Source organism: Deltaproteobacteria bacterium (assembly GCA_020848745.1).
Classification (GTDB): domain Bacteria; phylum Desulfobacterota; class Binatia; order UTPRO1; family UTPRO1; genus UTPRO1.
Window position 1 is genome coordinate 13,824 of the sequence record JADLHM010000098.1, and the last position, 15,489, is coordinate 29,312.

Sequence of the window (15,489 nt, forward strand, 5' to 3'; positions counted from 1 at the left end):
AAGGGCCGCTCGGGGTTGGGTGCGCGAGGATGGAAACCGGGGTTCGTGGGCCCCGCGATGTCGCTTCTTAAGGCGTCACGCCGCCGGCGTCGAGCAGCTCGCCGAGCCGCGGCGTTTGATTCTCGAGGAGCTGGAGCGCGCGGCATTCGTGGAGCCGCGTCGTGCACGCGGCGACGTCGTCGAGCGTCGCGAGCGCCGGGACGCCCATGCCGGCGCAGGTCGAGGTGTGGATCGCGAAGCCGAGGCCGTCGGCCGCGAGCACGCCCGCCGCCGCGACGGCGCCGCAGCTCTTGGCGACGGTCGTGCCGACCTTGGTCTCCGCGGCGGCGATCTTGAGCGCGAGCTTGCCGCACGTCGTCCGGGCCTTTGCGAGGCACGCCGGGTCGCCCGCTTTGAGCTGTACGCATGCCGCGACGGCGGCGACGCACTTCTGCAGGAGCTTCTGCTCCTTCCCCGCAAATCCCGCGCCCGCCTTCGCGAGGCCCTTCTGGCACTTGACCGCGGCTTTCGCCGCGCTGCCCGCGAGGCCCTGACCGGCGCCGTTCGTCGTGTCGCCGAGACACGGCGTATCGGCCGCGGCGTCGCGTCCGAGGGCGGCGAGAAGCTCGCCGCCGCGCGGCGACTCGGCGGCGAAGATCGCGTCGGCGCGGCATTCCGCGGTCGCCCGGACGCACGCGGCGACGTCGCTCACCGACGTGAGCGTCGCGACGCCGCGATCGGCGCACGGCTCCGCTTCGGCGTCGAATCCGAGGCCGGCGTCGCCGAGGAGATCGGCCGCCTCGAGCACCGGCGGACCGCACGCTTTGCCGAGCGCGGCCGCGAGCTTCGCGCGGTCGGCCGCGAGGCCGGCGAGCGCCTTCCCGCACTTCGCGGCCGCCTTCACGGTGCAGGCCGCGTCGCCGGGCTTCTGCTGCACGCACGCGAAGCCGCTCTGCGCGCAGGCCTGGAGCCGCTTCAGCTTCGCGGCGGAGAGCTTCGCGCCGCTCTTGGCGAGCGCCTTCTGGCACTTGATCGCCGCCTTGCCGAGCGTCTTCGGCGCGCCGAGGCCGGCCCCCGCGCCGTCGGCCGGCTCCGGACAATCGGGGTCGGCGCGGTCGACCGCCGCGTCGCCGTCGTCGTCGAGGCAGTTGTCGCAGACCTCGTCCGGCAGGATCGGCGTGCAAACCGGCGCCGGCGGGAAGCCCGACGGGCCGACGGCGTAGAGATCGCGCTCGGCGTCCGTATCCGCCGGCAAGAGCTGCTCGTCGGAGAGGAAAAAGACGACGTCGCCGTTCTGAGCGGTGCCGCCGAAGAAGGTCGTGACGTTCCCGGTGCCGCCGGCGACGAGTGCCACGCCGCCGGCGCCGCGCTCGTAGACGTCGATGCCGGTGTCGGTGTCCTCGGCCACGAGTGGTTCGGCCGTGCGGAAGAAGACGCGTTCCGTGTCGGCGGCGGCGCCTTTGAAAACGGCGTGGACGTCGGCCGTGCCAGGCGTCAGCAAGGCGAGCGTGCCGCCGTCGTTCACGTAGACGTCAGTCGTCAGATCGGTGTCGGCCGGGAGGAGCACCTCCGTCGTGGCGAACACGACGCGGAGCGCGTCGGCCGAGATCGCGGCGAACGTGACGGCGACGTCGCCGCCGCTACCGGAGAGCAACGTGAGCGTCACGCCCTCGCGGCGATAGAGGTCGACGGCGCCGTCGGTGTCGGCGGGCAAGAGCGCTTGCTTGGTGGCGAAGACGACGCGGCCGCCGTCGGTCGAGGCGCCGACGAAGCTCGCGTTCGCGCCGACGGGGGTACTGGTGCCGGCGCTCCAGTCGTAGAGCGTGAAGCTCGTCTCGCCGACCGCACGCGGGCCGCCGGTCGCGGTACCGCCTCCTACGCCGATCGCCATGGGGGCTTTGTCGCTTATGTAATAGACGTGCGAGCCGTCTGCCGACGCGCCGGCGAATCCCGTCGAGAAGCCGAGTCCGTTGGGGGTGATGCGCGTGAGCGTTCCGCCGGCCCGCTGGTAGACGTCGGCGACGCCGTCGCTATCGCCGGAGAGGAGGGCCTTGTTGGTGGTGAACCAGACGATGGTGCCGTCGGCCGTCGCGCCGCCGAAGCCGACATAGGGGAGCGCCGTCGCGACCGGCGCCGAGATCAACGTGAGCGTGGCGCCGTGGCGCTCGTAGAGGTCGCGGACGTCGTCGGTGTCGGCGGGCACGAGCCCGTCCGACGACGTGAACCAGACGCGGCTGCCGTCGGCCGTGGCTCCGCCGAAGTACGAGTCGCGATTGGTGCTGCCGCCGGAGATCAGTCGGAGCGTGCCGTTCGCGCGCTCGTAGACGTCGTAGGCGGTATCGGCGTCGCCGGTGCCGGGTAGCGCCTCGGTGGTCTCGAAGAAGACGTGCGCGCCGTCGGCGCTGATCTTGTCGAACGCGACGTCGACGTTGGCGGTGCCGCCGGAGACGAGGCGCACGCCGTCGACCGTGAGCTCATAGACGTCGAGCGCGGTGTCGCCGTCGGTCGGGACGAGGGCCTCCTTGGTCGAGACGAAGACGCGGCTGCCGTCGGCCGACGCGGCGAGGAAGGTCACGTTGCCGAGCCCGCACGACACGAGGGCGAGCGCCGTCGTGTCGGGCGCGCCGCCCGTGCCGCCGGGGTTCACGCTCTCGCAGTCGGCGTTCACCGTGTCGCCCTGATCGGCATGCACGACGTCGGCGTCGGCGCCGCAGTCGAGGGTGTCGTCGCGCTCGTTCCGCATGTCGATCTCGTCCATGCCGGCGCCTCCGTGCACGGTGTGGAGCCCGCCGTTCAGGACGAACGTGTCGTTCCCGGCGTCGCCGTTCAGCGTGTCGACGAAGAGGAGGGCGATGAGCGTGTCGTCGTCGGCGCCGCCGTTCGCGGTCGCGCCGCCGGCGAGCGTGATCGTGTCGTTGCCGGCGTCGCCGTTCACGACGTTCGAGAAGTCGCCGTACATCGTGTCGGCGCCGGCGCCGCCCGAGAGCACGATGCCGCTCCCGCTCTTGCCGATCATCGTGTCGTCGAAGGGCGAGCCGATCACGCGCGTCACCTTCTTCACGTCGTCGGTGCCCTCGCCGGTCGCGACGCCGGTCGCGAGGTTCACGTGCACCGGACCGGGTGCCGCGGCGTAGGTGAGGGTGCCGCCCGAGAACGTGTCGTTGCCGGTACCGCCCGCGACGAGCGTCGCGGTGTTGCTCGCACTCAGCGTGTTGTCGCCGTCGTTGCCGGTCACCGTGTCGGCGTTCGAGCCCGCGAGAACGTTCTCGAAGTTCGCGAATTGCCCGGCGGCGCCGCTCTGCACGATCTGCCGCGCCGGCCCGCCGCCCGGGCCGACCCGCACGAGCTCGGCGTCGCTCCGCAGGTCGAAGGTCGACGTCGAGCCGGCGACGCAGGTCGTGCGCGTATGGGAGATCGTGTCGCTGCCTTCGTTCGGGAGCTCGACGACGGTCTTGGTCTCGAGGCTCGCACTCTGCCGGCACCCGAATTGATATGTGTCGTCGCCGTCGCCGCCCTCGTAGCGGTCGTTGCCGCAGTCGACGAACTCGCTGGCGCCGGGGAGGCGGAGGAAGCCGGTCATCTCGTTGAAGGTGTCGGCGCCGTCGCCGCCGACGTAGACGTCGTTCCCGAGGCAGTCGTTGAAGATGTTGTCCTTGGCGTTGCCGGTGATCGTGTCCGATCCCTCGGTGCCGAAGATGCGGACGAACGATCCCCCCGTCGCGAGGGAGCCGTTGATCACGGTCTGGTTGCTCGCGGTGTGCCCGAGGACGCCGCCGCCGAGCCCGTTCGTCAGATCCATCGTCATCGGGTCGTTGGCCGGCAGCCTGAGGAAGTCCATCGAGTTGTCGCCCGCCGTGTCGGTGATCGTCGCGGTCGTGCTCTGGATCGGCGTAATGTAGCCGAACAGGTAGATGTCCTTCTCGGTTCCGCCCGTGAACGCATCCGTGCCCGCGAAGACGTAGAAGACCGTGCCTTGATCGGACCCGACGAGCGTGTCGTCGCCGGTGCCGCCGACGATGCCGGCCGGTTTGAACGTGCTCGCGGGGTCGAGCTTCAGGACGCGGCCCGCGTGGGACGCGATCGCGTCGGGGTCGCCGCCGACGCCGCCGTTCAAGTCGACGGTGACGGCGTCGCTGATGCGGAAGTCCAGATACGTCCCGACGCCGGTCACGAGCAGCGTGTCGACCTCGCCGCTTGCCGGCTGCATCGGGAAGTCCAGGATCCCGAGACCGCTCGCGAGCGTGTCGCTTCCCGCGCCGCCGCCGACGACCTCGTCGATGAGACCGTCGTCGCTCCCGACGTAGGTGTCGTCGCCGGGTCCGAGATCGACGCCGATGCCGTAGCCGCCGCTTGCCGCGGCCGCCGGGCCCGATACGAGGGTGCTCGAACCAAGGCGCGCGTTGCTGAAGCCGGCGGCGCGCGTGAAGCCCGAGAGATCGACCAGATTCGGAAAGCCGCCGCTCGCCGTCACGAGGACGCTCGTCACGGCCGTGCAGGCGGTCGAGGGCGTCGGATCCGCACCGTTCACCTTGGCCTGGCCGCCGCTGCAGGTGACGGCCGCGTCGTCGGCGGCGCTGAGCGTGACGGTGAGCGTCCCGCCGGAGACGGTCGCGGTGAGCGCGGCCGACGCGTCCGTCGCCGCGGCCAGGAGGAGCAGGAGGGCGATCGCGATGCGCACGGGGTGTGTCCGTCTTGTGCCCCGCCTCGTCGCGCGCAGTCAACGAGAAAAGCGCGGTGCGGCGCCTGCTATGGCGTGATGCGCGCCAGAACTCGTCCGCAGCGCTACCGTCGGCACCGGGAAGTTGCACGAGGGGCGCTGACCTGGGCAGCCAAATGAAGCGGGGGGCACGGGCCGGCGCCCGTGCCCCCCGTCGAGCCTAACGCTCGCGCGTTCGCGTCACAGCGCGTGGTCGAACAACCAGCCGTGACTGGTCTGTCGCCACATCGCGTGCACCGTCCACTCCACGTCGCCGACCCCGATGCGGGTGATCATCTCGGCCGCGGCCTCGCGGAGGTTTCCGTAGGCCACGATCGTCACCTTGAATGTCCCATCGCTGGTCCGCGCGGCGCTCAGGGTGTAGATGCCGCCGTCCACCTTGGCGAGCTTGTTCTTGTACTTGAAGCCGCCGTTCGGCCGCGCCGTCATCGAGCCCGCCGGCAGGCTGGTCGTGAAGATGACGGTGTCGACGCTCCGCTCGGGCGCCACGACCGGCGTCGTGAGCGAGAGCGTGACCGCCTGGCTGAAGTCGAGAGACTGCCCGGCCATCGGCACCAGGACACCGTGCGCCTTGAACTGATCCAGCCTGTTCGTCTTGAAGCGGATGTTCGACGGATCCTTGCAGATGAGGCCCTGACACATGTTGTTGCAGGTGTCGCCGTTGAACGGCTTCTGCGGGTGGATCGGGTCGCACTCGAACTGGTTGCCGTCGTCGCACGACTCACCCGGGTCGACGACGCCGTTGCCGCAGAACGGCGTGGACGTCGGCGTCGGCGTCGGCGTCAGCGTGGCCGTGGCGGTCGCCGTGACGGTCGGTGTCGCCGTCACGGTCGGTGTCCCCGTGACGGTCGACGTCACGGTGGCGGTCGGCGTCGCCGTGACGGTCGGCGTCGCCGTGACGACCGGCGTCATGGTCGGCGTCGGGCAGACCTGCGGCTCGAGGTCATAGGTCGCCCCGCAAGCCGAGAGGGCATCGACGTTGCCGTCGAAACCGGCCCACGCCGCGCCGCCGCCCCCGGTCTGCACCCGGAGCGAGTTGTTGTCGGTCGCGACCCGCGCGCCCGGGTACTGCGCCGCATACCCCGCGAGCGTGGTGAGCGGCGGACCGCCCGCGCTGTCGTTGTCCGACCACCAGCCGCCGGCGGCCGCGTCCCACTGCTGCCAGACCCCGAGCGAGACGCAGCTCGGGTTGCCGCCGCACTGGTTCGGCACGATGCCGCTGTACGGCAGGAGGCCGTAGGTGCCGTTCTGATAGACCGGCTCGAAGAAGAGGCGGTCGTCGGTCGATCCGTTGCCGTCCAGGTCGACGCGCAGCTGGATGTACGTCGCCTGGCCGCCGCTGCCGAAGCTCGTCACGTACGTCCAGTACGTGAACGGCTCATCGATGATGTCGGAGAGCAGCGTCCCGTTGCAGTCGCTCGTCCGGATGCGGGTGGCGTCGTCGCCGCTCGGCGGGTTGCCCGCCGTGCCGACGAACTGGTGCAAGCTGCCGCTGCCGAGCGGCGGAGTCGGCGGACCGGCGACGAAGTCGGCATCGGTGCCGCCCGCCGTGGTCGCGTCGCCGATGTCGGCGCCGAGCGTCTGGTCGTAGTTCACGAGTTCCCAGTTGCCCATCACGCACGGGGTGACGATGTCGCCGACGCACGACGGGATCGTTGCGCTGAAGGGCGAGAAATCGACGTTCGCCGTCACCGGGTCGCCCGAGCCGGGACCGACGCCGCTCGGACCGTCCGCCGCGCCCCAGTAGTTGTTCTCGGCGTTCAGCAGGCCGGCGCTGATGGCGCTGCCGTCGACGCCGGTCGCGTTGCCGTCGATGAGGTTGTCGTTCACGACGTTGGCGGCGGCATCGGTCGACACACCGACCTCGTACGCGAAGGCGTTGTCGTCGGTGACCACGTTGCAGGTCGCCGAGTTGCCGGTGCTGTCCTCCGGGATGCACAAGCCGAACGACCCACCCTCGAAGACGATGCCGTTGTTGTTGGAGCCGATCTGGTTCCCCGTGATGACGTTGTTCTTCGAAGAGAAGATCAGGATGCCGGTCGCGGTGCCGTTCGCCGGCAAGCCGGTGTAGCGGTGGCCGTTGACGGAGTTGCCCGTGATGGTGATCGGACCCCCGCCGAAGCCGACCTGGATGCCGTTCTGCGCGATCTGCGAGGTCGGACCGGCGCCGATCAGCGAGTTGCCGACGGCCGAGCCGGTCGTCGTGCCGGCGGGGGTGTCGGCGCAGCCGCAACCGTTGAACGTGAGCCCGTTCTTCTGGTAGCCGCTGATGGTCATCCCGGTCACGTCGACGTCGATCGCGTTGCCCGTGCTCGACTGGATGTACACGCCGAGTCCGTTCTGCATGCCGTCGAGCGGGTCGTTGCGGATGTGATCCACCGACCCTCCGTTGATCGCGCCGGACGCGTTTCGATAGTAGACGCCGATGAAGCGCGCCGGCATCGGGTTGATGAGGGCGCCGCTCACGTTGACGTCGTTCAACGTGACGCCGGTCACGCCCGAGACGAGCACGATTGCGGTGCCGAGACCGTTACTGCACGGACTCCCCTGGGTGTTGTCGGTGACGACCGAGCTCGGCTGGATCAAGGCGCCATTGCCGTTGACCGTGATGCCGTTCTTCGTGATGTGCACCTGCTCGTCGTAGGTGCCGGGATCGACCTCGATGGTGTCGCCGTCGCACGCGACGTCGACCGCCTTCTGGATGGTCGCGCACGGCGCGCCCGCCTCACGGCAGTCGTTGTAGGTGTCGTCGCCCGTCGTCGACACGTAGCGGGTCGCCGCGAAGCACGGGCCGCTCGTGTACGAGATGTCGTCGAAGTGGAAGCCCTGACCCGCGACCCCCTCCGCCGCGCCGGAGACGCGGAAGAGCAGCGAGTCGACCGGGCGGGTCGGGTTGCCTTCCTGGTTACGGAAGTAGTCCTCCCACGACGTGCCGCGGAAGGCCGGGTTGCCGTCGACACTCACCCGCACGACGTCGTTCTGCGCGCCCTCGTAGAACTCCATCTCGAAGTCGATGCGGTGCCATTGCGTGCGGCTCAGATTGGTCGCGACGACGGCGAACTGGAAGTTGTCGGGAGGATTACGGTAGTCGTAGAAGCTCACCGACAATCCCTGGCGGCCGTCACCGGGATCGACGACGTTGTCGCTCACCTGGACCCAGCTCATGCGCGCGCCGTCGCCGCGGTCGGGGCTGAGGACGACGTGCGAGTTCTGCGCCACGGCGGTCGCCGACGTGAACCATACCGTGCCGGTGATGCGCTGCTGCAGCGTGCCGCCCGCAAAGCCGTCAGCGGCGGAGCTCACTTCTCCGGCGCGATCGATCAGCGAGGGCGAGAAGGTCTGGTCGCCGAAGGATCCGATCGTGTAGACGCTGGACTCGCGGTAGCTCTGGCTCCCCGACAGCGCTTGCGCGCTCGAGACCTCCTGGTCGATCGAGGCGTTGATGGGAATCCCGGGAGGATTCTGCCCGCCCCAGCCGTCCTGACCGTCGATGCTGCCGGTCGTGTACGGCGGATTCTCGAAGTCGATGCTGCGAGTGTCGGCATTCGCCGCGCCGGTCGCGAGCACCAGCATCAAGGCCGCCGCGATCGCGGTCGTGCGCGCGACGCGGACGGGCAGGTTCGTGAGCGATACGCTCGGGCTCGGGCACGAGGATGAAGCACGCATCGGTAAACCTCCTGGTAGGGATGGTGGGTGACGGACCAATCACCGTGTGAGGTCCCACGGTGAACCTCCGGAGGTCAACGAAAATGCGCGCGACGTACGACGAAACATAGCGCCAAATCGGCGCATCTCATGCGTGGGCACGCGACCGCCGACGCGAGGTCGGCGCGCGTCGGCGGTCGGCCCGGGGCCGGCGCGGTCAGCTCTCGGCGATCGGTTGGCCGTCGACCCGCGTCTGGCCGGCCTTGTTGTCCACCGTCAGGTGCGCGTCGTACCAGGTCAGCGTGGGCCGCACCCCGAAGGTCTGCGTGTACTCCTGCAGCTTGCTCTCGGTGAACCAGGCTTCGGCGGCGGCGCGGCTTTCCCAGACGTAGATACCGCCCGCGCCGTCTTTGCCGCGCACGTAGTCTTTGCTGATCAGGCCGCGCTCACCCATCTTGCGGAACTTCGGTGCGGAACCTTTGGCGATCGCGATGAACGCTTCTCCGTCGGGCACCGGAACGGTGAAATGACAGATGACGATGCAGGGGGCCATGGGCTTCATCTCCTCGCTTTCGAATGACCGCGCCGACGATGCCGCCGGCGCCGTGGCAAATGGCAGTAGAGATCCGAACGTCCGACAGTTGGCATACTGTCAACGCGCCCTTGCGAAAAGCCCCGTGGAGCTGCCCCGAGCGTCATGCGCTGACGCGTAGGATGGAGGCCGTCCCGCCGGTCGTTCACGAGCGATGCCCGGCCCGCCTCGCGCCCGGCCCTGATCGGGATCGGGCTCACCGCGACTTCGCGACCGCCGTGAACGGCACCACCTCGGCGCGCGGCTTCTCGACCCCGCCCTCGACGAGGAAGAAGCGCCAGAACACGAGCCCGAAGGCGCGCCCCTCGGTATCGAGCCAGTTCGGGTGCCCGGGGTCGCGGTGGGCGAGCACGATCTCGAAGCTGCCGTCGGGACGCGCAGCTCCGGGTCGAGCGCCAGGAGCTCGAAGAGGATCGTCGTGCCGGAGCGCGCCGGACCGGTGACGATCACCGGCGCGACGACGGGCGCGTGGGCGATCGCGGGCTGCGCGTCGACCTCGCCGATCAGGAGGAGCCGCGTGCGGAGAGCGCGCAACAGCTCCTGCCGCATCATCAGTCGGCCGACGACGTGCATCGGGGCGGCGTCGAGCGCGTCCGCGAGCTTCGTGAAGCGCTCGCGCCAGGCGGGGTCGCCGAAGTCGCCGCGTGGCGCCGCGCCGTCGAGCGAGCGTTCCGCCTCGGCGAGGAGCATCGAACCGTCGAGCGGCACGATGCGCCGCGCGTCGCCGCCGACCGAATCGGCTATCGCGTTCAGGCGCCGTACCCAATCCGGACGGCGATAGCGTTCCGCCATCGGCCGCAGTCGCTCGCTCATCTCGCTGTCCCCGGGCGTATCCGTCGAAAAGGCGCCCGACGGCCGAGCTACGCCAGACGCCGCGGCAGCGTCAACGGGAGCGGGAAGCCCAGCTTCGCGGCCCAGACTAGCGAACGGCGCTCATCACCAGCGGACAGCCGCCAATCATCGGGTCGGCGGTCGCGGTCCGCTTCAGGCTCCCGGTGCAGGTGAAGGTGGCGTCGGTCACGCCGACGCCGCTCAAGTTCTTGCCCGCCACCACCGCGATCAACTTGATCGTGCCCTTGCCCTTGCTCGGCGTCGTGGACACCTTGGCGCGCACGGTGACGCCGAAAACGGGATCGGGTTCGTTGCCGCATGCGACGAATCCGGCCTCGCCCTTGTCGGGCTTCTGCGCGTTCGCGACCGTGATGCCGACCGCATGGGTGAGGAACGAGAAGCCCTGGAACATGACGTAGACGTCGCGTCCGCTCTGCGAGACGTCGGCGAGGATCGGGGTCTTGCCCGTGAACTTCGCGCCGTCGCCGAGCCCCTTGCACGTCGCCTTGCCGCTCCAGGTTCCGGTCAGATCGAACGCTCCGGCCGTGCTCGCGCCCAGGGTCAGCGCCAGCGCCGCCACCATGGTGATGGGTAGGATTCGCATGCGGGTGGGTTTCCACGTGACGTGCCAACCCGGGCGCCGGCTGCAAGCCCCCGAGCGGGCGGTGCCCGCGCCGCGCGTCCTTCGCAGGGTTGGGAAGGGCTGGCGGCCGTGTTTCCGGGACGTGCAAAACGCCGGCGCTCCGGGCATGCCCTCGGCGTGAGCGAGCGCGCGCACCCGACCCGGCTCCTCGACGTCGCGCCGCTCGCGGCGGTGGCGCGCCTCGCCGCGCCGACGACGGTCGTGATGGCGGTCTCCGCGGTCTCGAACGTCGTCTACACGTACTTCGTGAGCCGCCTCGGTGTGGACGCGATCGGCGCCGTGTCGCTCGTGTTCCCCGTCTCGCTCCTCGCCGTCACCGCGATGGGCGGCGGCATCGGCGCTGGTGCGACGTCCGCCATCGCGCGCGCGCTCGGCGCCGGCGAGCGCCATGAGGCCGCGGCGCTCGCCGGGCAGGCGCTCGTCCTCGCGGTGGCGCTCGGTCTCGGGTTCGGCGTCGCCGCCTGGCTCGGCGTGGGAACGCTCTTCGGCCTCATGGGCGCGTCCGGCGCGGTGCACGAAGGCGCGACGGCCTTTGCCCGCGTGCTCTTCGGCGGCGTCGCCATCACGTTCTTCGGCATGATGCTCGACGGCGTCATGCGCGCCGAGGGCAACGTGCGGACGCCCGCGACGTGGGCGACCACGTCGCTCGTGGCGCAGATGGCCGTCACCCCGCTCTTCATGTTCCGCTTCGGCTGGGGCTTGATCGGCGGCGCGCTCGCGATGCTCGCGTGTCAGGCAAGCGCGATCGTGCCGCGGCTCTTCTGGGTGTTCGGAGGGCGCGGCGCGGTGCGTCCCGCGCTCCGGTCCGCGCACGCGGGGCTCGACCCGGTGCGCGAGATCGTGCGGGTCGGCGTTCCGGCGGCGCTTTCGACCTCCGTGAACAACGTCGGCCTGATGGTGCTGACAGGGGTCGTCGCGCGCCTCGGCGCGCCCGACCTCGCGGCGTACGGCCTCGGGACGCGGCTCGACTTCGTGCTCATGTCGCTCGCCTACGGCGTCGGCGCGGCGGTGCTCACCCTGGTCGGCCTCGCGGCGGGCGCGACCCGCGAGGACCGCATCCAGGAGTTCGTGGGTCACGGCGTCGTGATCGTCGTCCTGCTCCTCGCCGTGCCGGGTCTCGTCGTCTGGTGGCGGCCGGCGCTCTGGCTCGCCATGTTCAGCGACGACCCCGGCGTGCTCGCGGTCGGGAGCTCGTACTTCCGGATGATTGCGCCGACCTATCCCTTCGTCGGCGTCAGCATGGTGGTCGCGTTCGCGTTCCAGGGCCTCGGCCGGGCGGCGCTTCCGCTCGTGGTGTCGATCGCGCGCATCGCCGCCGTGCTGATCGCGGCGATCGTCTCCGTCCGCCTCGGGTTCGACGAGCACGCCGTCTTCCTCTGCATCGCGCTCGGCAACGTCGCGGGCGCGATCGCGCTCGGCGCGATCTTCGTGGCCACCTGCCGCGCCCGCGTCCCTACCGCGCGCTGAGCCGCGTCGGGCTTCCGGGTCGGGCGCCGCGATGCTGACCGCATTTCTCACCAGGTCCCTGCTGCGAGCGTCAATCGCACGCCACCTCGGGCCGTACTCGCGCCGCGCTCCTCAACGGACTGTCCAGTCCGCCTGCGTCGCTCGGCGCTCCGTGCGGCCCGATCTGCCGCACGCTTGGCGCTCTCGCGACGTGGACCTGGTGAGAAATGTGGGCTAGCGGACGGCCGTGCGCGCGATGCGTCTCGTGAGAACCGGCACGCCGCTCGTGGCGGTGGACCTCGCTCCGCTCGAGCCGGAGCCCGGCGAGATCGTGATCGCGGTGGCGGCGTGCGGCGTCTGCCGGACCGACCTGCACGTCGTCGACGGCGAGCTGCCCGAGGCGCGGTTGCCCGTCGTGCCCGGTCACGAGGTGGTCGGGCGGGTCCTGCGGCGCGGCGCCGCCGCGACGCGCTTCGTGGTGGGGGCGCGCGTCGGCGTGCCCTGGCTCGGCTGGACGTGTGGCGCCTGCCGCGCGTGCGTGAACGGACGCGAGAACCTCTGCGAGCGCGCCCGCTTCACCGGCTACACCCTGGACGGCGGGTACGCGGAAGAGGTGCGCGTCGACGAGCGCTACTGCTTCGCGCTCGGCGACGGCCCGGACGATGCCCACGCGGCGCCGCTCCTCTGCGCGGGCCTCATCGGCTATCGCTCGCTCCGCCTCGCGGGCGACGCCGAGCACCTCGGACTCTACGGGTTCGGCGCGGCGGCGCACATCGTGGCGCAGGTCGCGTTGCACCAGGGACGGCGCGTTTACGCGTTCGTGCGGCCCGGCGACGCGGCGGCGCGCAGCTTCGCGGAGCGCCTCGGGGTCACGTGGGCGGGCGACGCCGACGCACAGCCGCCCGCGGCGCTCGACGCGGCGATCATCTACGCGCCGGTCGGCGCCCTCGTGCCGCAGGCGCTCCGCTCCGTGGCGCCGGGCGGCGCCGTCGTCTGCGCCGGCATCCACATGAGCGACATTCCGTCGTTTCCCTACGCGCTCCTCTGGCGTGAGCGCTCCGTGCGCTCGGTCGCCAATCTGACGCGCCGGGACGGCGAGGAGTTCCTGGCCCTCGCGGCGACGCTGGCGCTCGCGACGTCGATCGTCGAGTATCCGCTTGCCGACGCGAACCGCGCGCTCGCGGATCTTCGCGAGGGTCGCGTGAACGGCGCCGCCGTGCTGCGCCCCGGCCCCGTCGATCCCATCGTTTGATTCTCGGCCGCATCCTCCCTACAGGAGAGGCACCGGGTCATCCGGCGGGAGGCGGGGGACGCAATGGATCTTTTTCAGACCTGCTACGACTACCAAGAACCGGGCTTCGTGCGGTCGGCCGGCGTGTATCCTTTCTTCTTGCCGCTGGAGGGCTCGGAAGGGCCGGTCGTCACCTACCAGGACAAAGAGGTGGTGATGATGGGGTCCAACAACTACCTCGGCCTGACCCACCATCCGAGGGTCCGGGCGGCCGCCAAGCAGGCAATCGATCAGTACGGCACGGGCTGCACCGGCTCGCGCTTCCTGAACGGCAACCTGGACCTGCACGACCAGCTCGAACGCGAGCTTGCGGCGCTCTTCGGCTACGAAGAGGCGCTCGTGTTCGCATCGGGCTTCCTCGCGAACGTCGGCGTGCTCGCGGCCCTCGGCTCGATCCCGGGCACGGTGATCTTCTCCGAGCGCGAGAACCACGCGAGCCTGATCGACGGAACGCGCCTCGCGCGCGGCGAGGTGCGGCTCTTCAAGGACCTCGCCGACCTCGATCGCCAACTCGCGGTGGGGGGGACCGACTGGTCGCATGCGCTGGTCGTCTGCGACGCCGTCTTCTCGATGACCGGGCGGGTGATGGATCTCCGCCGGCTTGCCGAGCTCAAGCGCAAGTACAAGTTCAAGCTCTACGTCGACGACGCGCACGGCATCGGCGTGCTCGGCCCCGATGGGCGCGGTGCGGTGTTCGATCAGGGCGTGCGTGACGACGTCGACCTGCTGTTCGGCACGTTCAGCAAGTCGCTCGCGAGCCTCGGCGGCTTCGTGTGCGGCGAGAAACGCGTGATCGACTGGCTCCGACACAAGACGCGCTCGCTCATCTTCACGGCTGGCTTGCCGCCGGCATCGGTCGCTGCCGCGCTCGCGGCCCTGGGCGTGATGCGGGACGAAGCGGGGGAGTTGCGGGCCCGCGTCTGGGCCAATACCCGCTACTGGCACGACGGTCTCGACGCGATCGGCTACTGCACGATGGGATCGACGACGCCGATCGTGCCCGCGATGATCGGCTCCGAGTCCCTGGCCTTCCGGATCGCGCGCGATCTCCTCGACCTCGGCGTCTTCGCGATTCCGGTGCCGTATCCGGTGGTGCCGTACGGACAGTCGCTCATCCGCACGAGCGTGATGCCGACCCACACGCGCGCCCACCTCGATCGCGCGCTCGATGCCTTCGCGCAGGTACGCCAACGCTACGCCATTCCCGAGTTCGATCTCGACAATCTGCCGACGGCGGACCACGAGGACTGGTCGTGGTTCCTGCCTGACCAGGCGAAGTCGGCGTAGCCGCGCGCGCGGAGCCGGCTCCGCGCGCAGGCGCGCGTCAGAGCCAGCCGCTCCGGCGATACCACGCGGCCGTGCGCGCGAGCCCGGTCGCGAGATCGGTCGCCGCGCGCCACCCCGTCGCCGACTCCAGCGCGGCCGGCGAGCAGAGCCACGCGTCGGCGAGAATCTCGTTGGCCTTGTCGCGCGAGAGGAGCGTCGCGCGGCGCGCGAGCCGCGCGCTCGCCCCCGTCACGAAGAAGAGCGGCCGGACGATCGCGCGGGGCAGGGGCACCACGCGGACGCGGGCGTCGAGCGCCGCGGCGATCGCCTCGACGAGCGCCCGCGCCGTCGTCGGCGTCGGGTGGGCGGGGTAGTACACGCCCGCCGGCGGACGCTCCACGCACTCGGCGATCGCGGCGGCGAGATCCGGCGCGTAGACGAGGGACAGGCGCTGTCCGCCGTCGCCGAACATCGGCGCGACGCCCCGCCGGGCAATGCGGAAGAGGCGGAGGAACTCGCGGTCGTGCGGACCGTAGACGGCCGGCGGTCGGAGGATCGTCCACGGGATCGCGAGCGCGCGTACGGGCGCTTCGCCGGCGAGCTTGCTCCTGCCGTAGTCGCTCACGGGATGCGGCGGCTCGTCGCCCGTCGGCGCGCGGCCGAAGATCGTGGGGCCGGCCGCCGTGAGGCTGCTGACGTGTACGAAGCTGCGGATGCCCGGCCGCGCGCGCACCGCGTCCACGAGCGCGCGCGTGCCGCCGGCGTTCACGGCGAAGAGCTCGGCGCGGCTCCGCGCCGCGACGAGCCCCGCGAGATGGACGACACCGTCGGCCCCGGCGGCGCCGCGCTCGAGTGCGGCGCGGTCGCCGAGGCCGCCCGCGACGATCGTCGGCGGCGCGTCGCCGAACAGCGCGCCGGCCTTCCGCGCGTCGCGCACGAGGCAGGCGACCTCGTGACCGCGCGCGCGCAGCGCGGCGACCACGTGGACTCCGACGAAGCCGGTCGCGCCGGTCACGAACACGCGCATCGTGCCGGCGATCGTATCCCATCGCGCGGCGTCCCGTCGCCTTGACGCTCCG

Annotated in this window: 9 protein-coding genes; 3 read left to right on the forward strand and 6 right to left on the reverse strand. The window is 70.9% G+C overall.

Going from position 1 to position 15,489, the window contains the following annotated elements:
• Positions 1-67 precede the first annotated feature (67 nt).
• The 5 genes from IT293_13965 to IT293_13985 form a co-directional block, all read right to left on the reverse strand.
• Positions 68-4,657, reverse strand: a complete 4,590-nt coding sequence (locus IT293_13965) for a hypothetical protein (GenBank protein MCC6765758.1) — start codon at positions 4,655-4,657, stop codon at positions 68-70.
• A 219-nt stretch (positions 4,658-4,876) separates the two neighbouring features.
• Positions 4,877-8,362, reverse strand: a complete 3,486-nt coding sequence (locus tag IT293_13970) for a hypothetical protein (GenBank protein ID MCC6765759.1) — start codon at positions 8,360-8,362, stop codon at positions 4,877-4,879.
• Between the two features lie 196 nt (positions 8,363-8,558).
• Positions 8,559-8,894 carry a hypothetical protein gene (locus tag IT293_13975; GenBank protein ID MCC6765760.1) on the reverse strand — a complete coding sequence of 112 codons (336 nt, stop codon included), beginning with the start codon at positions 8,892-8,894 and terminating at the stop codon, positions 8,559-8,561.
• A 235-nt stretch (positions 8,895-9,129) separates the two neighbouring features.
• On the reverse strand, positions 9,130-9,285 hold the full coding sequence (locus tag IT293_13980) for a hypothetical protein (protein ID MCC6765761.1): 156 nt from the start codon (positions 9,283-9,285) through the stop codon (positions 9,130-9,132).
• 567 nt (positions 9,286-9,852) lie between these two features.
• Positions 9,853-10,368, reverse strand: a complete 516-nt coding sequence (locus IT293_13985; GenBank protein ID MCC6765762.1) for a hypothetical protein — start codon at positions 10,366-10,368, stop codon at positions 9,853-9,855.
• Between the two features lie 156 nt (positions 10,369-10,524).
• Here IT293_13985 and IT293_13990 point away from each other — a divergent pair, with 156 nt between their 5' ends.
• The 3 genes from IT293_13990 to IT293_14000 all read left to right on the forward strand — a co-directional run bounded on the left by IT293_13990 (position 10,525) and on the right by IT293_14000 (position 14,431).
• On the forward strand, positions 10,525-11,874 hold the full coding sequence (locus IT293_13990; GenBank protein MCC6765763.1) for an MATE family efflux transporter: 1,350 nt from the start codon (positions 10,525-10,527) through the stop codon (positions 11,872-11,874).
• A gap of 235 nt (positions 11,875-12,109) precedes the next feature.
• A complete protein-coding gene (locus tag IT293_13995) occupies positions 12,110-13,105 on the forward strand; it encodes a zinc-dependent alcohol dehydrogenase family protein (GenBank protein ID MCC6765764.1) in 996 nt (331 codons plus the stop codon).
• A gap of 63 nt (positions 13,106-13,168) precedes the next feature.
• Positions 13,169-14,431, forward strand: coding sequence for a pyridoxal phosphate-dependent aminotransferase family protein (locus tag IT293_14000; GenBank protein ID MCC6765765.1), 1,263 nt, complete (start codon positions 13,169-13,171; stop codon positions 14,429-14,431).
• Positions 14,432-14,468: 37 nt separating this feature from the next.
• Here IT293_14000 and IT293_14005 read toward each other — a convergent pair whose 3' ends face one another.
• Positions 14,469-15,437: an NAD-dependent epimerase/dehydratase family protein gene (locus IT293_14005; protein ID MCC6765766.1), complete on the reverse strand. Its 969-nt coding sequence runs from the start codon at positions 15,435-15,437 to the stop codon at positions 14,469-14,471.
• Positions 15,438-15,489 lie beyond the last annotated feature (52 nt).